Genomic DNA, 20,400 nt, shown 5'->3' with positions numbered 1-20,400 from the left:
CCAGCATGGAGGGCCAGGCCATGATCGTCGCACTGCTCAACCAGAAAGGCGGCGTCGGCAAGACCACGCTCGCCACGCACATCGCCGGCGAGTTGGCGATGCGCGGCCAGCACGTCGTCCTGCTGGACGCTGACCCGCAGGGCTCATCGCTGGACTGGACGCAGCGCAGAAGCCAGCAAGGCTTGCCACGGCTGTTCAGCGCCGTGGGCCTCGCACGCGAAACGCTGCACCAAGAGGCGCCGGAACTCGCCAGGCGGGCCGATCACGTCGTCATCGACGGCCCGCCGCGCATCGCCGCCTTGGCGCGCTCCGCGCTGCTGGCGGCCGAGCGCGTGCTGATCCCGGTGCAGCCCAGCCCCTACGACTTGTGGGCCAGCGCTGAGATGGTGGCGCTGATCCGCGAGGCGCAGGTATTTCGGCCTGCGCTGCGCGCGGCCTTCGTCATCAATCGGCGCGTCAGTACCACCGTGATCGGGCGCGAAGCACGCCAGGCACTCGCCGACCAGCCGCTTCCTGCGCTGCGCGCGGAAGTGCATCAGCGCATCGTGTTCGCCGATAGCGTGGCCGCTGGCCGGCTTGCACGCGAGACGGCACCCGACAGCGCCGCCGCACGCGAAATCACTGCGCTGGTGGACGAATTGCTGCGGTGGCCGACATGACCGCGAAGCCGCCATCGAACAGCAAGCGCACGGCAAAGCGCGTCGGCATCGGCGCGCGTCCGCCCGCGAATCCGCACGCCGAGGCGTGGATTCGCCAGGGCGACGCCGATGCGCTGGGCAAGGGCGACCTCTACACCGCCCGTCTGACTCTCGACATCACGCCCGCGATGCGGGCACGCATCAAGGTGTCGGCCTTCACGCAAGGCGTGACCGTGGCCGACCTGCTGCGTGGCCTGTTGGAGCGGGAGTTTCCAGAGCACCGCAGGGAGAACGCACCATGACTGCATCCGCTTCGCCTGCCGCTGGCGCGGCTACGGCTGCACTTGCCGGCCAGCCTGCCAGCGCGCCGCTGACGCGCGTGGCGCTGGCCTACATCGAACCACGCTTCAAGCTCTACCTGCGCTTCGGCGAACCTGCGCGCACGCACCAGCTCGACCGCTGGCGCCGTTGCGCGGTGTTCCTGCCGGGCGCCATGTTGTGCCGTATCCGCTGGCAGGCCAACGACTACGGCACTGTGCGTTGGCAGCTCATGGTGATGCAGGCTTGCACGCCGCTGGATGCAGCGCAGCGCATCCCCGGCGTGCAGCCGGGGGCGCGCTTGCTGCTCCACGCCGAAGGGGAGAACCAGGTGCGCGCGGTGCTGGAGTGCATCGACGCCATCGAGGCGCTGGGCATCGCGCCCGCCGCTGTCTCGCCCGCGTACTGGCGCACGCTCGCCAACCGGCTCGCTGCACGCCTGCCGCTGCCCGAATACACCGCCGAGCGGCACGCTGCCTGGCTAACCGGGAGGACGCTGCCATGACGCTTCCATCCGCCGTTGCCAGCGCAACCGGCATCCCGCCGCATCCTCGCTCGCGCCTGCGCGCTCGCCTCGTGTTGGCGGGCCTGTCCGCCTGCGGCCTCGCTGCGCTCGCCTGGGCGTCCTTCGTGCATCCGCTGCCGCGCCTGATCTACAACCCGTCCGACAGCGTGGCGGTCGGCTGGTATCGCGTCGATCCGCAAGGCCACGGCACCGACTCGCCGCCACGTCCCTTGTCCGTGGGCAGCATCGTCCTGACCACGCTGCCGCCAGACGCCGCCGCGCTGGCCGCGCAGCGCGGCTACCTGCCGGCGCGCGTGCCGCTGCTCAAGCGCGTGGGCGCCGTCGCGCCGCAGGAGGTGTGCAGCACTGGCCGCGTCGTCCGCATCGACGGCGTGCCTTCGGCCGCCGTGCTGCCTGCCGACCGCTGGGGCCGGCCGCTGCCATCCTGGCAGCAATGCCGCCGCCTCGAATCCGGCGAACTGTTCCTCTTGAGTGTGACCAACCCGGCGTCGTTCGACAGCCGGTATTTCGGGCCGGTCAGCGCATCCGCCGTGATCGGGGTCGCGCATCCAGTCTGGCTGGAATCCCGCCCATGATGGCCGCCGACTCGCTGCACGTTGCCGTGCATCTTGTCGTGCCATCGGGCGTGTCGCTCTGCTGGCCGTCGCCGTGTCGTCGCGCGTGCAGTGCGGGTGCATTCGCACCGCACTTCGCGCTGCCTTCGGCGCAGCCGTCCAACGTGCAGGCGTCTTGCCTCGAACGCGCCCGGCCTATGGCCGTCGCCGCGTTCGCCGGCGCGCTGGCTGCTCGCGCAGCAGCACCGCCGGGCCGCCGCTGCCCGGAGCGCCAGCGAGGGGCAAAGGCGGAAGGCAAGACAAAAGGACGCGGCACCGGGCCGCGTCGAAAGCCAGTCTGCACGTGGGGGTGGCGCAGCACGCAGCGGCTTCGCCGCCGTGCCGCTTGTGGCGCGAGGCCCGCGCCAATGCAGGCATGTCCGCGTGCTTTGCACGACCGGACACGCCAGAGGTTGCAGAGGGCATAACCATGACCGACCGCCGCGATGATGATTTCCGCATCCGCCCCAGCGCCCCGAAGAACCGAGGCCAGGGCTTCGTCTCCAAGGTGCTCAAGCAGGCGGGCAAGGCCAGCGGCGGCAAGTCCTCGGTGCGCCGTCCTGGGACGACTGGCGGCACCGGGAGGGGCACCGTCCAGCGGCCCGGCTCGCGCCTGGGTCGCGGCCACACGGCGGCGCGCTTCGCGGGGGCGAAGCTCACGCCCATGTCGCGGCGCGTGACCATCAAGACGCTGCTGGTCAACCAGCGCCAGGCCAGTCCGCAGTCGCTCGCCAAGCACCTGCGCTACATCGAGCGCGATGGCGTGGGCCGCGATGGCGAGCCGGGCCAAGCCTACGGGCCGCAGACCGATGCTGCCGACCTCGACGGCTTCAAGGAACGCTGCGCGGATGACCGGCACCACTTCCGCTTCATCCTCTCGCCCGAGGATGGCGCGGAACTCGAAGACCTGCGCACCTACACGCGGCATCTCATGGGCCGCATGGAGGCCGACTTGGGCACGGGCCTCGATTGGGTGGCCGTGAACCACTGGAACACCGACAACCCGCACACGCACATCGTCGTGCGCGGGCGCGACGACACCGGCAAAGACCTCATCATCGCGGGCGACTACATCACCGATGGTTTCCGCCATCGCGCCGCCGAACTGGCAACCGAATGGCTGGGGCCGCGCACCGAGCTGGAGATCAAGCAGACCTTGCAGCGCGAGGTGGAACAGGAGCGGTGGACGAGCCTCGACCGCACCCTCCAACGCGAGGCCGGCGAGGACGGCCGGGTGCAGACCGAACGCTTCAACGAACCGATGCTGCAACGCCAGCGCCTGCCGCTGATCGGCCGCCTGCAACGCTTGCAGCGCCTGGGCCTGGCCGACGAGCTGCGGCCGGGCACCTGGGTCGTCCATGCCGACGCGGAGAAGACCCTGCGCGCCCTGGGCGAGCGTGGCGACATCATCCGCACCATGCAGCGAGCCATGCGCGGCCAGCCGCGCGAGCTGGCGGTGTTCGAGCCGGGCGACGACGACCGCACCATTCTCGGCCGCGTGGCCGCGAAGGGGCTGGCCGACGAGCTGCGCGACCGGGGCTACCTGGTCATCGACGGCGTGGACGGCAAGGCCCACTACGTCGCGCTCAACGCCCGCGACGAGCTGGCGAACTATCCGACCGGCGCCGTGGTGGAGGTCAAGGGTTCGGCCGACGTGCGCGCGGCCGACAAGAACATCGCTGCACTGGCGAGCGATGGCCTGTATCGCACCGATCATCACCTGGCGATTGAGCAAGGCCGGGCCACGCATGGGCGCGATCCGCAGGAAATCGTCGCGGCTCACGTTCGCCGCCTTGAAGCCCTGCGCCGGGCCGGCATCGTGGAGCGCGTGGCCGAAGGTTTGTGGAAGGTGCCGGGCGACCTGCCCGAGCAGGGCCGCCGCTACGACGCGCAGCGCCTGGGCGGCGTGGCGGTGGAACTGAAATCGCACCTGCCTATCGAGCGGCAGGCCCGCGTGATGGGGGCCACCTGGCTCGACCACCAACTGATCGGCGGCGGCTCGGGCCTTGGCAACCTGGGCTTTGGCAGCGAGGCCAAACAAGCGATGCAGCAGCGCGCCGACTTCCTGGCCGAACAGGGGCTGGCCGAGCGCCGTGGGCAGCGCGTAATCCTGGCCCGGAACCTGTTGGGCACGCTGCGCAATCGGGAATTGGCGCAGGCCGCCAAGGACATTGCGGCCGAAACCGGCTTGGAGCACCGGCCCGTGTCCGACGGCCAACGCGTGGCTGGCATCTACAGGCGTTCCGTCATGCTCGCTAGCGGGCGCTACGCGATGCTCGATGACGGCATGGGGTTCAGCCTGGTGCCGTGGAAGCCGGTGATCGAGCAGCGGTTGGGACAGCAACTCGCTGCGACCATTCACAAAGGATCGGCTTCCTGGGAACTCGGAATTCGTCGAGGTATATCGATTGGATAGAAGTTAGTCTTCCGTCAACAGGTGTAGCCATCCCTTGCTAGCGGCTTCCATAGAACTTTTCCACGAACGAGCGACGGTAACTCTGGTGGCAGGCTAGGCAGCTTTGCTGGGTTTTGGAGAAAGCCGCGATGACTGCTTGGCCGTCATTCCGCTGTGCAGCCTCGCCCATGGCGGTCGCGGCGTCATGGACCTGTCCATCAAGACCCCGAAACTTTCCAGCGTCTGCCCCAAGCCAGGCAAGGATGCGCATCTTTTCCGACATGGGCGGCTCGGCATGCTTGGCGATTCGTGGTGCTAGCTCGGCGACCAGTGGCCAGTCTTCTTTGGAGATCGCGCCCGTGACGGCTTGCATGTCGCGACCGAGTCTTTCCATTATGGTACGAAGCGCCATTGGCTTTGCCGCCTCTACGGACTGCGCACCGAGTGCCGTGGCGAAGGTTGCCAAGAGCACGGACAGCGAGACGGTGAAGAACGATCTGGGTTTCAGGGGCTGGTTCACGAATTTCTCCATTGATGTTGTGACGAATGCTTTGGGTCTAACGAATGGTTGCAGGTGTCCTCAAAATTCCAGACTCAGCGCGATCGATCCGAATGCGTGATGGCCCGCCTGCTGGTCGAACTCGCGGGTTCTCCAAACGCGCATCACGGCGAGCCGCACGCCACGTCCAGCAACGATCCATTGGCTACTGATGCCGAGAGCTGCTTGCGCGACCCAAGGCCGCCGGCTGACATGATGGCTATGCCGGAACATGTTTCCGTCGAGTGAGAAGTCCCAGGCGACGGCTTTACCCTCCAGGCTCAGGAAGACATGTGCCCCAGGTTTGGGCGCCAGGACCGATTGCGGCGTTGTCGTGCGCAGATCGGCAACACCAGAGGGCGGGCGGTTCTCCGCGCCAGGGCGGATCGGATAGCTGCCGAAGTCGTTCGGTATGTTCCAGCCCGCGCGAAACTCCACGCCGGTACTGGCGGCGGTTTCGATGTTTCCGACCCGCAAGGCATAGCTGCCGATCACGTCGCTGCCCCATCCAGGACGGACGGCACCCTCCGTGTACGGCTTGAACTTGCGCTCCATGGCCATCTGAAATGCCGGCTCGTTGCGCAACTGGTTGTTCCAGCCGCGAAAGCGCTCAATGCCGCGTGCGCGATGCACCAGATCCTGAGATTGCTCGGCCAGCGACCAGGGGCCGATCACGCCCAGGGTCAACTCACGCACGTCAAGCATTTCGTAGCTGGCAGCTTGTGGGTGGATGCGGCGATTCCACGCCAAACCCAGGTAGAGCAAACCAGCGTACGGTCGGTCATCTGGAATCACATCGGTGCGCGTCTTGTTCTCGGGCGTGTACATGGCTTGGCCAAAGCGCACAACGAGGTTTTGCGACGACGAGTGGGCGCCGGCTTCGTGCCAGAAGCCTGGATCAGCCCAGCCGATGAAGCGGGCGTACAAACCAATCGGCTGGGGCAGGCACTCCGGACGGAGCCCGCCTTGCAGATCGCGTGAGACTGCTGTTAGCGCGACACCGTTGGTGTAGTTGCGATCGGAGCCGGTGAACAAATCGTTCTCCAGACGCAGGGTGCCGCCCCGCCAGCGCAGGGATTGCTCTGGCGAGCAGGAGGAAGGATTTGTAGAGAGCGAGACTTCGGAACCGAAAGTAGAGATCGGGCTGAACAATGCACCCGCAATCAACAAGGTGACGCACTGTCAACAGCAACTTAGAAGTGACCCACTTGGGCCGTTGTGCAGCACATTAGATTTGACCCACCTGGGTCACCAAGTTGATGCCCAGCATGTTGCGTGACCCTGGGTCAGCGTCAGTTGCTGGCCATCGGTTTCGCCTGACCCAGGGTCAAACGATGTTGCTGATCATCACTTACGCGTGCATCTCCAGTTGCTGTTCAGCACTTTCGGATGCACGGGATCGGATCACGCCGGCTTTTCGCTTGTCCTTCAGTCGGTAGCTTTCGCCTTTGATCTGTAGAACATGGCTGTGATGCAGGAGGCGGTCGAGCAACGCGGCCGTGAGCGTCTGATCTCCGGCGAACGTCTGGTCCCATTGCCCGAACGGCAAGTTGCTCGTTACGATCACGGAACCCTTTTCATACCGCTTGGCGATCACCTGGAAGAACAGATTGGCATCGTCCCGGCCGAGCGGCAGATAGCCGACCTCATCAATGATCAACAGCCGTGGGTTCATGATGTTGCGCTTCAGGAAGTCGGCCAATCGATCCTGCCGGGAAGCGGCGGCCAAGGCAATGACGAGATCCGCCGCAGAGATGAAGCGCGTCTTGATCCCCATCTGCGTTGCGATGTAACCGAGTGCGATCGCCAGATGCGTTTTGCCAAGGCCGCTCGGCCCGAGCAACACGATGTTCTCGGCGCGCTCGACGAAGGCCATCGACGACAGCTCCAGCACCGATTTCTTGGCAACGCCGTGAGCAAACGTAAAGTCGAACTCCTCCAGCGTCTTCAGCACAGGGAAGCCGGCCGTGCGCAGCAACATGGATTTGGTCCGCGTGTGCTTCGCGTCCATCGCAGATTTCAACAGCGCCTCGAAGAAGTCGGCAAACGTGAGTTGGTTCGCTGCCGCGCGAGCTGCCAACATGCTGTACTGCTCGCCCATCGTGTCGATCCGCAGTTGTCGACAGGCTTCGAGGATACGTTCGTGCTGGATGTCCATCAACGTGCCTCCGTCAGCAGGGCTTGATACACTGACAGCTGATGCTGCAGCGGCGTATCATCGAACCGCGACGGCGGTGGCATCGTCGGCACGGAAGCTGACGGCAGGTTCGCGCGCCACGGCTCCGGCAACTGCTGCAGCTTCGGTTGCTCAAGCAGGAGACGCTCGAGCGGCGACTGTCCAGTCGTGCCGTGGATGCGCACATTGGCGACATCTCTCAGCCAGCGCACGACCTCGGCGTTCGCCGTGGTCGCGTCAAGCGAGAGGCGATCCTGAGCGAGCCGGCTTGCCAGCGGATTGTAGAAGCTGCGGCGCAGGTATCCGTTGAAGCGCTCAACCTTCCCCTTGGTCTTCGCTCGGTAGGGCTTGCACAGGCGCGGCACGAAGCCGTGGTGCTTCGCAAAGTCGAGGAAGGCCGGTTGATAGCGATGCAGTCCGGGACCATAGGCGTCTCGGCCAATCACCACCGTCTTGACGTTGTCGTACAGGACCTCGCGAGGAACCCCACCGAAGAAGTCGAACGCGCGCTCATGGCATCCCAGCAGCGTCGGCAATCGTTCGTCGGTCACGAACTCGACGTAACTCGCCCGACTGTAACCGAGCGTCGCAACGAATGCCGACAGCGGCAGCTTGCCACGTCGCAACACGATCCAGTCGACCTGCATCTGCTGCCCCGGATCGGTTTCGAAACGTACCAGTGGCTCCGGCGCCTTGATCGACTTCAGCGACCGCAGATAGACCCGCAGCCGCGTCAGGCCTCCGTCATAACCCATCGCGCGAATCTCGATCAGCAGCGCGGTCGCCGGCAGCCAGGCCGGATGCGCTGCGCGAACCCGGTCATGCAGATAGGTTTTGAACGGATCGAGCTTCTGCGTGCGCCCCGATCGCGGCGCACGATCCTGCTCAGCACAACTGCGTAAGTATTTGCGCACGGTGTTCCTCGACAACCCCAGTTCCCGCGAGATCTCCCGGATTCCTAATCCTTGGCGGGCCAACACACGTATTTCCACGATTACCTCCCTTGTAAGCACTGGCCCTCCAAAAAGGGCCCATCCTACCCGGGTGGGTCAAATCCAATGTGCTGCCGCTGGGTCATTTTCAACGTGCTGCTGACAGCACTGCATCGGCTGCTGCACTTTGGTGCCGCGCAGGCTCCAGCGATACCCGTCGATGCCAATCATGTTGCCCCATCGCCTGCTGCCCTGGTGACGTAAAAGCGTTCGAGGGCACTGACGATTTCCTCTGCTTTGTCTACGCAGGTGAACAAGTCGAGATCGGATGGAGAGACATAGCCTTCGTCGAGCAGAAGATCGAAATCAACTACGCGATGCCAGAATGCACGGCCGACCAGCACTACCGGAATACGCTGCATCTTTCCGGTCTGGATCAAGGTGAGCACCTCGAACAGCTCATCGAGCGTTCGATAGCCACCCGGGAATGCCACCAAGCCCTTGGCGTGCAACAAGAAGTGCATCTTGCGCAGCGCGAAATAGTGGAATCGGAACGCCAAATCCGGGCACATGTAGGGGTTGGGTGCCTGTTCGTGGGGCAGCGTGATGTTGAGGCCAATCGAACGTGCGCCAACCTCGAAAGCACCGCGGTTGGCGGCCTCCATGATGCCGGGCCCACCCCCGGTGACGACGACGAAATCACGGCGGTTTTGCTGCTGGAAACGCGCCGAAATAAGGCCCGAGAAACGCCTCGCTTGCTCGTAGTGACGTGCCTGTTCGACCCGGCGATTGGCTCGCGCAAGCTCTTGCCTCAGCCCGACATTCTCCGGAGTGACGAGCGCCTGACGCTCCAGCGCGCCAAGGCGGGCTTCTGCCGTCTCGGCATCGCTCACGCGTGCGCTGCCGAAGACCACTACCGTCGAGTGAATGCCTTGCTCGTGCAGGATGCGCTCAGGTTTGAGCAGTTCGAGTTGTAGTCGCAGCGGCCGCAGTTCGTCCTGGCCAAGCAGCTCGATGTCTTCGTACGCAAGACGGTATGTTGGTGACTCGCGGATGGCGCGCAGGCGTTCAGCGAGATCTTCTGCAGGTTTCATCACTCGTGCGCCAGAAAGTCCGGCCAGCGCAGCGCATGGCCATACTCGGGCACCGTGACCTGCCAGCCGAGTTGCTGCTGCAAGAGTTCAGCGAAGGCTTGCGCGGCCGACGATTCCCCATGCACCACGAAGGTTTGCGCCGGTGCTTGAATGAAAGCACGGGCCCAATCCAGCAGCGCCTTTTGGTCGGCATGCGCCGAGAGGCCGTCCACGCTGTGGATCGCCGCACGTACCGGGATGTCCTCACCGAAGATGCGTACACGTTCGGCCCCCTCGATCAGGCGCCGGCCAAGCGTCCCCTGCGCCTGGAAACCGGGAAACAAGATGCTGCATTCGCGGCGTGGCAAGTTGTGGCGCAGGTGGTGCCGGATACGCCCCGCATCGCACATGCCGCTGGCAGAAATAATGATGGCCCCGGAGCGAATCCGGTTCAGCGCCATGGACTCCTCAGCGCTCGCGGTGAAATCCAGATACGGGAGGTTCTCGCCGCGCGCATGCCATCCGGCCAACCGCTTCGCCTGTTCGTCGAACAATTCGAGATGCTCACGCGTGATGCGTGTGGCCTCGGTGGCCATCGGCGAATCGACAAACACCATTGGACGCTGCAGACGCCCTTCGCAGGTGAGACGATGTAGGTGGTAGAGCACCTCCTGGGTTCGGCCGACCGCAAAGGCCGGAACGATGACATTGCCGCCGCGCTCGAACAGGGTTTTCTCGACGATGCCGATCATGTCCGCTTCGGTCGCCGAAAAATCCTTGTGCCGGCGGTCGCCGTAGGTGGACTCGATGACGAGGATGTCCGCGTCCTCGATGGGTGTCGGGTCGCGCAGGATGGGGCGTCCCGGCTGGCCCAAATCGCCGCTGAACACGATCTTCGTGGGGTAACCGTACTCGGTAATCCACACTTCCACGATGGCCGAGCCGAGGATGTGGCCGGCATCACGAAAGCGGGCGCGCACCCCGACGCGGGGTGCGAACTCCCGGTCGTATTCGATGCCGCGTACCTGCTGCAGGCATTCGTGTGTATCCTGCAGGGTATACAGGGGTGGCGGCACGGTCTTCTCTTTGAACCGCTTGGCAACCCGCTTGGCATCGCTTTCCTGGATGTGAGCGCTATCGGGCAGCATCACCCCGAGCAGATCAACCGTCGCTGGCGTGGCGTAGATGGGCCCCTTGAACCCGGCGCGCGTCAGTTTGGGCAATAGCCCGCTATGGTCGATGTGGGCGTGGGTCAGCAGGACGAAGTCAATGGACGCCGGGTCGAACGCAAACGGCTCGTAGTTGCGTGCTGCTGCTACACGCCCACCTTGAACCATGCCGCAATCGACCAGGAAGCGGACATTAGCCGCTTCGACCAGGAAGCACGATCCGGTGACTTCTCGGGCTGCGCCCAAAAAACTGAGTTTCATAGGGCGTTCACTCGGGTTTTCGCATCGGGCAAGTGCTGAGGCCGAGCAGGCGATAGCCAGGACAGCGGCCTGCCAGGCCGGTGAGGAGCGGCATGATTCCAATGAGTCCCAGCCAACGCCAAGATGAGTCCAGCCACAATGGGAGACTGAGCAAAATCAGTCCGATGACGATGCGCACAATGCGGTCGAGATTTCCAACGTTGATTTGCATGACGGTCTCCTGTGTTGAATCAGCGGCTTGAAAACGCGACGGGGGCGGCAGTGCCCCGCAGCAGATGGGTTGCGCTGGATGCCGCCGTGGATACGTCCCAGCCGCCACCAAGGGCCTTGTACAGCGCCACCAATTGCACGGCGGCGTTGGTATGCGCGCGTGCCGCTGCGGTTTCGGCCTCGTGCAGGCTTCGCTGGGCGGCCAGCAGTTCGACCAGTGCAATGTCGCCCGCCGCGTAGCGCGCCTTGGCGTGGCCGTAGCTTGTGCGCGCGGCATCCAGTGCCATGCCACGGCGTTCCAGTGTGTCCAGCCCGCCGTGGTAGTCGCCCAGCGCGCGTTCGGCGTCGCCCAGCGCCGCCAGCACGGCCTGCTCGTAGGCCAGCGCGGCCTGCCGCTGCCCCGCCTCGCGCGCCCGAATCTCGGCGCGCACGCGGCCGCCGTCGAACAGGCGCCAGGAAATCAGCGGCAGGATGGAAAAACGCGAACTGGATGCATCGAACCAATCGCCCGTACTGAGCGCTTGGAACCCGCCGCCGACACCAATGGAGAGTTTGGGGAACAACTCGGCCGTGGCCACGCCGATGTCGGCAGAACTCGCCGCCAGGCGACGTTCCGCAGCCAGTACGTCAGGGCGCCGGCGCAGCATGTCGGCACGCTCGCCCACCGGCAGCGCCCGCAGCGTGCTCGGCGTCAAGGGGCCATCCAGCAGTGCCAGCTCCCGCTCCGGCGGTGCGCCCAGCAGCACGCCCAGGCTGAGTACCGCGGCGCGCTGGCGCGCCTGGATATCCGGGATGAGCGCGTTGACTGCTGTCCATTGGGCGTACGCCGCCTCCACGTCGGCGGTCGACGCGTCGCCCAGCGCATGCCGAAGGCGCACCAATTCCCAAGTCTGCTGCAGCGTATCCAGCGTGGCCTGTTGTGCGTGCAACTCGTAGCGGGCGCCGACGGCGGTGAACCAGGTGCGCGCGACCTCGGCCACGATGCGCATGCGTATGCCCTGTGCCTCGGCTTCGGTCGCCTGCAGGCGGGCGTTGGCGCCTTCCAGGGCGCGCCGCTTGGCCCCGAACAAGTCGGCCTCCCAGGCCGCGTCGAAGCCCGCGTCGTAGATGGTCTGCGTGGCGTCAAGGCCGGGGATCGAGCCTACGGGCAAGGGGCCGTTCTCGCTTTGACGGCGCCGGTTGACGCTCGCGCCAGCGGCGGCGGTGGGCAATGCCTCGCCGGCCACACGATCGCGCAGGGCGCGTGCCTCATCGATGCGTGCCGCAGCCTGGCGCAGATCCAGGTTCTGTGCCAGCGCCGTGGCCATCAGGCGATCGAGGATGGGATCGTCCAGTGCAGACCACCATTGGCTCAAGTCTGCGGACTGGGATTCGCTTGCCAACGGCAAGCTCCAGCCGCTGCCGACGTCGACCGGCGGCGGCTCGCGGTAGTCGGGGCCCACGCTTGCGCAGGCAGTCAGCAGCACGCAGGACAGGGCCAGCGCGAGCGGACGCGCGCGCCCAGGGGTCAGGCCGGTGACGGTTGCGCGAAGAAAGGGAGTGCGGGGCTTGGATTTCATTGCAGGCGTCCTCGGACGAATACGGTGGCCATCGTCAGCGTGGCCAGGGCGATGACCGCCAGCGGCCACAGGCTGGCGAGAATGTCACCGGGCGGCATGGCCTTGAGAAAGCTGCCTTCGACGATGATGAGGAAGTGGGTCAGCGGAATGGCCTGGGCCAGCCATTGCAGGACGACGGGCATGTTTTCCACAGGCGTCGCAAAGCCGGACATCAGCACCGCCGGCACGCCGATGGCGAACGCCCCCAGGATGGCCTGCTGCTGCGTCATGCTGACCGCGGAAATCATCAGACCGATGCCGACCACCGACAGGATGAACAGCACCAGACTGGCGAGCAGGAGCGCAAACCGTAAGCACCCCCGTCAAGTAGACAGCGGCCGATAGAGATTCGGAGCGTGGGTTAACCGGGGCATATACTGCGCCGGCGGGACGCCACCCAACGCTTCATGGGGGCGGTATTCGTTGTACTCGACCAGCCACTGGTCTGTGATGGCCTGGACCTGCTCCAGGTTGGCGAACAGATGCGCATCGAGCACTTCGGTGCGGTACGTTCGGTTGAAACGCTCGATAAAGGCGTTTTGGTTGGGCTTACCCGGCTGGATGTATCGAACCGCGATGCCTTTGGCTGCGGCCCATTCAGTGAACGCTTGGGAGACTAGCTCCGGGCCGTTGTCCAGCCGTATGGCATTCGGGGCGCCGTAGCAGTCGACCAAGCGACTCAAGACGCGGATCAGCCTGGCCGATGGGATCGACGTGCCAACCTCGATGGCCAAGCACTCCCGATTGGCTTCGTCGATTACATTCAATGTCCGAAACCGCCGACCGCAATACAAGGCGTCGTGCATGAAGTCCAAGGCCCAGCAGCGGTTGGGCTCGCTTGCCAGGTCCAACGGCTGATGGGGCCGGTCTGGTAGCCGCTTCTTGCAACGCCGAGGCAAATTCAAACCCATATCGCAGTACACCCGATGCACACGCTTTTTGTTCCAGCAGCGGCCATCAAGCCGCAACCGGGTAAAGCATTTCCAGAACCCCCAGCGCCCATGCCGGCTGACGATGGCATTGAGCGCCTCGATCACGTCGGCATCTCGCTCGGATGCCGACACTGGCCTCTTGTAGTACGCCGCCCGCGACAGGCCTGCAATTCGACAGGCACGAGCGATCGACAGTCGGGCTTGCACCAACTGTTCGACCACCTCGCGCCTGGCCGACGGCGTCAGGATTTTCGGTTCAGAACATCCTTGATCGCCGAATTCTCCAGGGCCAGATCCGCGTACATGCGCTTGAGCTTGGCGTTCTCGGCCTCGAGCTCGCGCAGCCGCTGCAACTCGGACACCTGTACGCCCGAGTACTTGCTCTTCCACTGGTAGTACGTGGCGCTGCTAACGCCGTGCTTGCGGCACAGTTCGGCAACCGGCATACCGGCCTCGCCTTCCTTCAGCACCGCAACGATCTGGCTTTCCGTGAACCTGCTTTTCTTCAAGGGAGTCTCCGACTCGTGGAGGCCCCGAAATTCTACCGGCTGATGTCTACCAATTGGGGGAGCTTACGAAACGAGCCCGTAGCTTTCCTTGGTCACCAGTGCCATCAAGCGCCGCAGATCAAAACGGCGCAAGTCGGTCTGCAGGGGGCCACTCCCGTCTTTGTGCATTGTGGCGCCGTTCATATGGTGGCCTCCATCTCGCGGTCCGCCGACTCCACCAGGTGAATGAAGGCGTCCTCCATCGTCGGGTCGGGCCGTTCTGGGCTGATCGCCGAACGCTTGAGCGCGGTACCCTCGGCCTCGATCGCCTCCAAGTGGCCCGCCCACTGCGCTACCGCTTCCGACATCCTCGACTCCGTTTTCAATCATCACCCAGTCAACTGTGCACGACTTCCCTCTAGGCAAATAGGATGCGGTTAATGGAGCTCATACTGAGCGCGTCGGGCGTATCCAGCGCAATCAGTTGCGCACGCGACAGCATGGCCACGCGATCGCAGTATTCGGCCTCGTCCATGAAGTGGGTGGTGACCATGATGGTCACGCCCTTGCGGGCCAGTCCGTTGATGTGGGTCCAGAATTCGCGCCGGGTGATGGGATCTACCCCTGAAGTGGGTTCATCCAGAAACAGAGACCGTGTCCGGTGAATCAAGGGGCTATCTCAAACTTGCTGTTTATGCTGTATCGCATGTACCGGATGGGTTTGCGGGAATTCGCGGGCTTCATGCACGACTATTGGCGCGGGCGTGGCGTCGAGCTGCCCGTACCCAGCTTTGGCCATCTGTCGGACCTGTTTGCTTCGCTGGACATCACGGTGCGCAGGAAGTGCGTGCGCGCGGCTGAGCGCCTCAATGAAGGCGAGCCGGTGACGGTGATAGTGGACAGCACGGGCTTGCGCTTTTCTCATGCCGGCGCATGGTACGAAAAGAAATACGGCAAGAAAGCTGAGCGTACGCCATGGCGCATGATGCATCTGGCCATGGATGCTGAAGGCGACGTACTGGCAGTGGAAATCACCGATACCGGCACTGGAGACAGTAGCGGCCTCGATTTGCTGTTGCCGCAAGTCGGTAAGATCGATCGACTCATTGCCGATACGGCGTATTACCAGATCGAGCGCAATGAACAACTGCTCGCCAGCGGCGTCGTGCCGGTGATTCCTCCCAAGGCCGATGCGGTCGATGACGCGAAGCAAAATCGTTGGCACGATCAACTTGTGCGTTATCTGAAAGAGAAGGGACAGTATGCATTCCAGAACAAATATGGCTATGGCCTGCGCGCTCGCGTTGAGGCGCAATTTTCGCGCATTAAGCGCTGCATCGGCGACACGCTGCTGACGCGTCGCATCGCGTCACAAACTCAGGAAGGCCGCGCTATCGCCAACCTGATCAATCAATGGAATGCATTTGGTCAGGCGAGGTGCGTTAAAAAAGCCTAATTGCGTCTGCACCACCAGCGCCCCTAACCTCCCGAACAAAGCCGAAGCAGATCTTCGATTCGGTTGATCCCAAACGCTGGTGCTTTGCGCTCTCTACTTCTCCGTCGAGATTGGCATTGAATTGTTCAACTTCTTGACACGGTAGTCGAGTTGCGCGCGTGTCAATCCGAGAAGACGTGCGGCTTCTGATATGTTCCCGTTCGCGGCTTTGAGTGCCGCGCGTACGAGCGCATCTTCGACCTCGCAAAGTGTCGCTTTGTTCATCTGTACAGCAAGCGCTGCCCAATCCTCGAGCCCCTCCGGGGCTTCTCCGCTCTTGCGGATCGTCTCGGGGGGAGCGCTCGTCGATATGGAATCGAGGGCAAGCGACCCAAGGTCGCTTAAACCAAAAGCACCCTTACATTCCACGGTGTCACCGCTACTAAACAAGTGGCATACATCGAGCGTACCGCCTTCCTCGGCGAGGATAACGCCACGTTCGAGCACATTTTCCATCTCGCGGATATTCCCGGGCCACGAGTAATCCAGCAATAGATGAAGCGCACGATTGGATAAGCCCTTGAGGGACCGACCATGCCTTTTTGAAAATTTCTTTATGAAAAATTCCAGCAAAACCGGGATATCATCCTTTCTTTCACGCAAAGGTGGAATAACAATTGGAAATACATTCAGCCGGTAGAAAAGATCCTCACGAAAACGCCCGCTTTTTATCGCCTGTTTGAGGTTGTCATTAGTCGCAGTAATTACCCGAACATTTACCTTAACCGTCTTTGAACTCCCGAGGTGCTCCATCTCCCCCGTTTGCAAAACTCTCAATAGCTTCGCTTGAGCGGTTAGACTGAGATTACCAATCTCATCCAAAAAAATGGTCCCTTCGTTTGCGCTTTCGAAACGCCCAACGCGGGCATCGGATGCGCCGGTGAATGCCCCTCGCTCCACACCAAAAAGCTCCGATTCAATCAGCGAATCGGGAAGAGCTGCACAATTTAATTCAACGAATGGTTTCCCTACACGCGAACTTCTGTTGTGCAGTTCCCGAGCAAACAGGCTTTTGCCCACGCCGCTCTCGCCCATCAGTAAAACGGTCGCACTAGTGGGAGCCACTCTGAATATTTTGTGCATCACTGCGTTGAATCCAGCAGACGCCCCTATTGGTCCTTCTTTGACAGGCACTTCGTCAGGCTTGCAAGGCACACACTCATGATCTGTAGAGTCAGTCGGGGCTGGCCCTGAACTTTTCAACGCGACAAAGCGACGTTTCTCCAGAGATTGTGGCAGCATATACCGAAGATCCGCATCGGGGGCGTCCCACTCGTCCACGGGCTTTCCAATGATTCGACATAATGTATTGCCCATCGCGCGGCATTCGACTTCCCGGTATAGAATACGCCGGCCCATGAAAGCGCTCGTGTAGCCGCACGCGTAGCCAATCTGCATCCAGCAGGCTGGTTCGGAGCCGATGCCGTACACGGATATGTGAGCCTCATCCTCGGACGAGTCTTTCCACAGAAATTCCCCGTAATACTGACCGGTGGTGCTGTCGATATCCACTCTGACAGGTTCTACCAGGACGATGCCTTCCAGGGCGTGAAGTTGAGGACCTACCGCGAAGGCATCAAATGCGCTGTCTTGCCCGCGAACCTTTCGTGCGAGCGCGGCATCCCGAGAACCCGATAGATATCCCATGCGGGTCAGCAATCCGCGCGCAGCATCGCTACCTAAAGCTTCGATGAGTTCCTGTCGCAGTGAAGCAAACGCGTCCGTATGGATCAAGACCATTCGACGATCGTCGAGCCAGATGCGACCGTCCGCAGGATTGAAACGAAGCCGTTCCGCCAGATCCCGAATGTCCGGAAAATGCAGATCAGCCACTACATCTGGCACGAAAAGCGGTATTCCTCTGTCTATTTCTCCCGCTTTCCCTTTCTCCTCCTTCATGTTCCCTCCTCAGGAAATCGCCAGTCAGGGCTCTTTCTTAAAAGTTCATCGTCTCGCACGCTCTCACCGGGTGCGTAAACCTGCCTGGAACGAAAACCTAATTGGGGGACCGTTCGTTGCCACATGCCGTTGGCGTCACTTGAACGCCCCCCAAAGGCCTCCGCGCGGAGGCTTAAAGCGCCTCTTCCGAGAAGAAGTCACCGACCAACCGGTTAAATCGCTCTCCATGTTCAATCTGCGTCCAATGGCCACAGCGGCCGAACACGTGCAGCTGCGCCCGTGGAATCAGTCTGAGCAGTGTATAGGAATTGGACAGCGGGATGACCTGGTCTTCGCGCCCATGGATGATGAGTGTCTCGTGCGGAAGCGAGCCGACGTCCTCCTCCCGGCTCGCCATAGCGTCCACCCAACGCTGGCGCGGTGCCGGAAACATACTTGAAAACGCTTCCTGAAAGTTCGGCCGGATGCTTGCCTCATAACGCAGGCGAGCGAGGTCGTCATTTACGAGATTGCGGTCGAACGCAAAAACATCGAGCAACTCTCGCATGTTGTCGATTGACGGAACGTAGCCCCAAACCTTGTCCAACCCCTCCGTTATCGGGAAGGAGATACCCACGCTGCCCATGAGGACCAATCGGCGCACTCTTTCGGGCGCCCGGATGGCCAGCGCCAAGGCCAGAGCCCCTCCGAAAGAGTTGCCCACCACGTGAGCCTTGTCAATGCCAAGCGCATCCAGCAACCCGAGCGCATGCCCGACCCAGGTATCCATGTCATACCGGATACCCACCGGCCGCTCGGTATATCCAAAGCCCACCATGTCCGGTGCGATGACGCGAAACTGCTTCGCGAGTTCAGGGATTGTGAGGCGCCAGTTCGCCCATGCGGTTACTCCAGGGCCCGATCCATGAATCAAAAGAACAGGCACTCCCTGACCACGATCGTGATAATTGGTTTTTATACCATTTGCGGTGACTGTATTCGCAATTTCTAAAGAATCCGACATTTGCAACTCCATATATCCAGTATCCGGCAACGAGCAATAACTTGATTTCCCTTAACAACCTCGTATGATTTTTCTTGGTTGAATCATCATCGATCTTTCTCAATGCTTCGCCGCAAAGCATGCTTGGGCGGCTTCCATTGGCATCAACCCTGCATTGAAGTAGCCATGCAAACGCTTGACGACTTCTTTGTCGGGTACATAGGGCCACCGGATAAAACCTAGTTCGACGGCCGCCTCAAACCAGGCGTTCGTCCACGCCTGCAGGTGCTTTGCATCCCCGATGCGTCAGTATATTTGACTCGTCAAACATAGTTTGTCGACCTCTGATGACTCGGAGCAATCATCTGCGCAATGCGACTTACGCTAGACCGCGCCCTCTGGGGGAAGTACCACTTCCTGAGCGGCTAGCGGATTTTCGCGTAGATCTCATTGCACGAGCGTCCGCTTCCGTTTCCCTTCTACGAGCGTCAAATTCAGGACACTAGCCTCAAGCTTAACCCGCGTCGCTTGAGGTACGGCAGGTCCAATACATTATGTCTAAAAACGTCTTTGGTCATTCATGACTTCAATGTCCGGCTTCGTGAACACAAAAATTGCTGTTCCCGACTCACGCGACCTCTTGTGGGCTTAAATTTCGCCGATGAACGTGGTACGTCAATAATCACAATGTTTGCCTTTAACGGTGTCTGACAGTCCTGACCTACAGGGTCAACCCCACCCGCGCCCGCCTCTGCATCAAAACCGTTTTTGCCAGGCCACCGCTGCGTTGATCTGCGAGTGGGTCACCTTTATCGGCACGGAGGTGTTGGGCTGACTCGTGTTCGTCAAGGTCTTCTGCAGTGCGAATGATATGCCGAGGTCGATCTTGCTGTTTTGGCTGAACGCATAAGAGACGCCGCCGGTCAGGGTCGTGGTCGGGATGGCGGGAATGACGGCCAACAGCATATTGTTGGGTATGGCTTCCTGCGCATAATGGAAGCCCGCACGGAACGCGAGGCTCGCGTTGTAGCGGTACTCCGCCCCCACGCCAAACACGTTGATGTCACGGTAGTTCTGCGGCAGCGACAGGTTCAGGTTCGCCCCCGTGCCCGACTGTACAAAGCTCACATTGATGTCCTTGAACGCGCTCGCGAGAAACACGCGCTGATAGTCGGCCGAAACGCTCCAGTGATCGTTGAACCGGTGGCTAATACCTGCCGTGAACTGCGCGGGCATTTCGAAGCTGTGGACCGTGATCTGACCGTCGAGCGGGATGTTTCCCGCAACGGAACTCACTGCCGACAACGTTGCATGCCCGCCCAGATCGCCCACGTGCGTCTTGAAGTTGTAGGCCAGGCCAAACACGGTGTTCGGCGTGAGGCGATACGTGAGGCCCAGCTTGCCGCCGATCCCCCAGGCATCGGCTCCGCCGCCCACGATTCCGTTATTCGAGAAGTTTAGATACCCGCCCGACAGCCCTGGCACGCTGGCGAGTGCGGGCAGCAGCGTGCCCGACGCGCGGTGCTGGGCCGCGAGCGTACCGATTTGCGAGGCATCCAGCAGCAAGCCGAGATTCAGCGAGGTCCAGACCGCGTCCAGCGAGCCACCGACTGTCAGCTTGTCCGTAACGTCGTAAGACATGGCAAACGGAATGCGCAACACGAGGAGACGCGAAAAATTGTCGAAGCCGGTGTTGATGCCGTTGGTGCTCGTGCGCGACAAAAAGCTACTGCCACCGTACTGCGTGCCGAGCCCCCCTCCCGCGAAGGCACCCACGCCGAATGCATACTTCTCGGTCCGATACACGAATGCCGCTTCGGGCGCAAAGTAGGGGCCGTTGTTGTTGCCGTGATTGCCCGAGCTTGCCGATTCGCCCGTCGCGATATTGGTGGTTTTGATGTCGGTCGTCACAACATCGAACCCGAGATAGAGGTATCTCCCATCACCCATGAACCCGAGCGTTGCCGGGTTCAGCATCATCGCCGCAGGGCCAACGTCGTAGGCCACGCCGGTACCGCCCATGGCACGCGAGACCGGCCCGTACCCTTCCAGATTGAACACGTCAGTAGCCTTCGCAGTGCTCATCGCAAATAACGCGGCCGAAAGAACCACCATCACCCGTACAGCGACACAACTCTGATTGATATTCAATTTCGTCTCCCGATCAGAATTTTTCT

20 protein-coding genes and 1 pseudogene are annotated in these 20,400 nt (G+C 62.1%); 6 read left to right on the top strand and 15 right to left on the bottom strand.

Annotated features, from left to right (window positions below; genetic code table 11):
• Positions 1 to 20: 20 nt before the first annotated feature.
• The 5 genes from parA (at position 21) to BDO18943_RS27585 (ending at position 4,491) form a co-directional block, all read left to right on the top strand.
• The gene (gene parA / locus BDO18943_RS27605) at positions 21 to 659 is read left to right on the top strand and encodes a ParA family partition ATPase (protein WP_023114174.1); all 639 of its coding nucleotides are present in this window, start codon (positions 21 to 23) and stop codon (positions 657 to 659) included.
• Positions 656 to 940, top strand: coding sequence for a hypothetical protein (locus tag BDO18943_RS27600; protein WP_023114175.1), 285 nt, complete (start codon positions 656 to 658; stop codon positions 938 to 940). Before parA ends, BDO18943_RS27600 begins: the two co-directional genes overlap by 4 nt.
• Positions 937 to 1,461 carry a DUF2840 domain-containing protein gene (locus BDO18943_RS27595; protein WP_023103957.1) on the top strand — a complete coding sequence of 175 codons (525 nt, stop codon included), beginning with the start codon at positions 937 to 939 and terminating at the stop codon, positions 1,459 to 1,461. Before BDO18943_RS27600 ends, BDO18943_RS27595 begins: the two co-directional genes overlap by 4 nt.
• Complete coding sequence (locus BDO18943_RS27590; RefSeq protein ID WP_023114176.1) at positions 1,458 to 2,057, top strand: S26 family signal peptidase; 600 nt, start codon at positions 1,458 to 1,460, stop codon at positions 2,055 to 2,057. Before BDO18943_RS27595 ends, BDO18943_RS27590 begins: the two co-directional genes overlap by 4 nt.
• A 448-nt stretch (positions 2,058 to 2,505) precedes the next feature.
• A complete protein-coding gene (locus BDO18943_RS27585; RefSeq protein WP_041240063.1) occupies positions 2,506 to 4,491 on the top strand; it encodes a relaxase/mobilization nuclease domain-containing protein in 1,986 nt (661 codons plus the stop codon).
• Positions 4,492 to 4,528: 37 nt separating this feature from the next.
• Here BDO18943_RS27585 and BDO18943_RS27580 read toward each other — a convergent pair whose 3' ends face one another.
• From BDO18943_RS27580 to BDO18943_RS27525, 12 genes and pseudogenes are all read right to left on the bottom strand, one after another.
• Complete coding sequence (locus BDO18943_RS27580) at positions 4,529 to 5,002, bottom strand: cytochrome c (RefSeq protein ID WP_029310270.1); 474 nt, start codon at positions 5,000 to 5,002, stop codon at positions 4,529 to 4,531.
• Positions 5,003 to 5,050: 48 nt separating this feature from the next.
• Entirely contained in the window at positions 5,051 to 6,160 is a 1,110-nt protein-coding gene (locus BDO18943_RS27575; RefSeq protein WP_231886079.1) for a lipid A deacylase LpxR family protein, read from the bottom strand.
• Between the two features lie 199 nt (positions 6,161 to 6,359).
• Positions 6,360 to 7,166, bottom strand: a complete 807-nt coding sequence (gene istB, locus BDO18943_RS27570) for an IS21-like element ISRme20 family helper ATPase IstB (protein WP_011516034.1) — start codon at positions 7,164 to 7,166, stop codon at positions 6,360 to 6,362.
• Entirely contained in the window at positions 7,166 to 8,197 is a 1,032-nt protein-coding gene (istA, locus tag BDO18943_RS27565) for an IS21-like element ISRme20 family transposase (RefSeq protein ID WP_042976508.1), read from the bottom strand. The genes istB and istA overlap by 1 nt, the downstream gene beginning before the upstream one ends.
• A 146-nt stretch (positions 8,198 to 8,343) precedes the next feature.
• Complete coding sequence (locus BDO18943_RS27560) at positions 8,344 to 9,210, bottom strand: LOG family protein (protein WP_011516036.1); 867 nt, start codon at positions 9,208 to 9,210, stop codon at positions 8,344 to 8,346.
• Positions 9,210 to 10,619, bottom strand: coding sequence for an MBL fold metallo-hydrolase RNA specificity domain-containing protein (locus tag BDO18943_RS27555; protein ID WP_011516037.1), 1,410 nt, complete (start codon positions 10,617 to 10,619; stop codon positions 9,210 to 9,212). Before BDO18943_RS27555 ends, BDO18943_RS27560 begins: the two co-directional genes overlap by 1 nt.
• 7 nt (positions 10,620 to 10,626) lie before the next feature.
• Positions 10,627 to 10,830, bottom strand: a complete 204-nt coding sequence (locus tag BDO18943_RS27550; RefSeq protein ID WP_010792188.1) for a YgaP family membrane protein — start codon at positions 10,828 to 10,830, stop codon at positions 10,627 to 10,629.
• A 19-nt stretch (positions 10,831 to 10,849) separates the two neighbouring features.
• Entirely contained in the window at positions 10,850 to 12,388 is a 1,539-nt protein-coding gene (locus tag BDO18943_RS27545; RefSeq protein WP_011516038.1) for an efflux transporter outer membrane subunit, read from the bottom strand.
• A pseudogene (locus tag BDO18943_RS27540) lies at positions 12,385 to 12,735 on the bottom strand (ABC transporter permease); the annotation flags it as partial. The gene BDO18943_RS27545 and the pseudogene BDO18943_RS27540, both read right to left, overlap by 4 nt.
• Before the next feature lie 15 nt (positions 12,736 to 12,750).
• Positions 12,751 to 13,868, bottom strand: a protein-coding gene (locus BDO18943_RS27535; RefSeq protein WP_087779327.1) for an IS3 family transposase whose coding sequence is annotated in 2 segments (ribosomal slippage) — positions 12,751 to 13,607 and positions 13,607 to 13,868 — 1,119 coding nt in all. Because the reading frame shifts where the segments join, the coding sequence is not laid out codon by codon here.
• 179 nt (positions 13,869 to 14,047) lie between these two features.
• Positions 14,048 to 14,215 carry a hypothetical protein gene (locus BDO18943_RS27530; protein ID WP_021161685.1) on the bottom strand — a complete coding sequence of 56 codons (168 nt, stop codon included), beginning with the start codon at positions 14,213 to 14,215 and terminating at the stop codon, positions 14,048 to 14,050.
• A gap of 50 nt (positions 14,216 to 14,265) precedes the next feature.
• Positions 14,266 to 14,517 carry an ATP-binding cassette domain-containing protein gene (locus BDO18943_RS27525; protein WP_011516046.1) on the bottom strand — a complete coding sequence of 84 codons (252 nt, stop codon included), beginning with the start codon at positions 14,515 to 14,517 and terminating at the stop codon, positions 14,266 to 14,268.
• On the opposite strand from BDO18943_RS27525, the gene BDO18943_RS42750 reads away from it, so the two are divergent.
• Positions 14,509 to 15,303, top strand: a complete 795-nt coding sequence (locus BDO18943_RS42750) for an IS5 family transposase (protein WP_235996207.1) — start codon at positions 14,509 to 14,511, stop codon at positions 15,301 to 15,303. The genes BDO18943_RS27525 and BDO18943_RS42750 overlap by 9 nt on opposite strands.
• A 93-nt stretch (positions 15,304 to 15,396) precedes the next feature.
• On the opposite strand, the gene BDO18943_RS27515 is transcribed toward BDO18943_RS42750, so the two are convergent.
• From BDO18943_RS27515 to BDO18943_RS27505, 3 genes are all read right to left on the bottom strand, one after another.
• Complete coding sequence (locus tag BDO18943_RS27515) at positions 15,397 to 17,241, bottom strand: sigma-54-dependent Fis family transcriptional regulator (RefSeq protein WP_011516070.1); 1,845 nt, start codon at positions 17,239 to 17,241, stop codon at positions 15,397 to 15,399.
• Between the two features lie 172 nt (positions 17,242 to 17,413).
• Complete coding sequence (locus BDO18943_RS27510) at positions 17,414 to 18,244, bottom strand: alpha/beta fold hydrolase (protein ID WP_011516071.1); 831 nt, start codon at positions 18,242 to 18,244, stop codon at positions 17,414 to 17,416.
• Positions 18,245 to 18,979: 735 nt separating this feature from the next.
• The gene (locus tag BDO18943_RS27505) at positions 18,980 to 20,338 is read right to left on the bottom strand and encodes an OmpP1/FadL family transporter (RefSeq protein ID WP_021159323.1); all 1,359 of its coding nucleotides are present in this window, start codon (positions 20,336 to 20,338) and stop codon (positions 18,980 to 18,982) included.
• Between the last annotated feature and the right edge of the window lie 62 nt (positions 20,339 to 20,400).

It is taken from the genome of Burkholderia aenigmatica (assembly GCF_902499175.1).
Taxonomy (GTDB): domain Bacteria; phylum Pseudomonadota; class Gammaproteobacteria; order Burkholderiales; family Burkholderiaceae; genus Burkholderia; species Burkholderia aenigmatica.
Note: the sequence above shows the minus strand (reverse complement) of the source record. Positions and strands in the feature narration are given on the sequence as shown.

Bases quoted from the DNA above. Each gene is read 5' to 3' on its own strand.
- BDO18943_RS27545 (WP_011516038.1), bottom strand. From the start codon at position 12,388: ATGAAATCCAAGCCCCGCACTCCCTTTCTTCGCGCAACCGTCACCGGC.
- BDO18943_RS27510 (WP_011516071.1), bottom strand. From the start codon at position 18,244: ATGTCGGATTCTTTAGAAATTGCGAATACAGTCACCGCAAATGGTATA.
- BDO18943_RS27600 (WP_023114175.1), top strand. From the start codon at position 656: ATGACCGCGAAGCCGCCATCGAACAGCAAGCGCACGGCAAAGCGCGTC.
- BDO18943_RS27515 (WP_011516070.1), bottom strand. From the start codon at position 17,241: ATGAAGGAGGAGAAAGGGAAAGCGGGAGAAATAGACAGAGGAATACCG.
- BDO18943_RS27530 (WP_021161685.1), bottom strand. From the start codon at position 14,215: ATGTCGGAAGCGGTAGCGCAGTGGGCGGGCCACTTGGAGGCGATCGAG.
- BDO18943_RS27590 (WP_023114176.1), top strand. From the start codon at position 1,458: ATGACGCTTCCATCCGCCGTTGCCAGCGCAACCGGCATCCCGCCGCAT.
- parA (WP_023114174.1), top strand. From the start codon at position 21: ATGATCGTCGCACTGCTCAACCAGAAAGGCGGCGTCGGCAAGACCACG.
- BDO18943_RS27505 (WP_021159323.1), bottom strand. From the start codon at position 20,338: ATGGTGGTTCTTTCGGCCGCGTTATTTGCGATGAGCACTGCGAAGGCT.
- BDO18943_RS27550 (WP_010792188.1), bottom strand. From the start codon at position 10,830: ATGCAAATCAACGTTGGAAATCTCGACCGCATTGTGCGCATCGTCATC.
- BDO18943_RS27555 (WP_011516037.1), bottom strand. From the start codon at position 10,619: ATGAAACTCAGTTTTTTGGGCGCAGCCCGAGAAGTCACCGGATCGTGC.
- istB (WP_011516034.1), bottom strand. From the start codon at position 7,166: ATGGACATCCAGCACGAACGTATCCTCGAAGCCTGTCGACAACTGCGG.
- BDO18943_RS27580 (WP_029310270.1), bottom strand. From the start codon at position 5,002: ATGGAGAAATTCGTGAACCAGCCCCTGAAACCCAGATCGTTCTTCACC.
- BDO18943_RS27560 (WP_011516036.1), bottom strand. From the start codon at position 9,210: ATGAAACCTGCAGAAGATCTCGCTGAACGCCTGCGCGCCATCCGCGAG.
- BDO18943_RS27595 (WP_023103957.1), top strand. From the start codon at position 937: ATGACTGCATCCGCTTCGCCTGCCGCTGGCGCGGCTACGGCTGCACTT.
- BDO18943_RS27585 (WP_041240063.1), top strand. From the start codon at position 2,506: ATGACCGACCGCCGCGATGATGATTTCCGCATCCGCCCCAGCGCCCCG.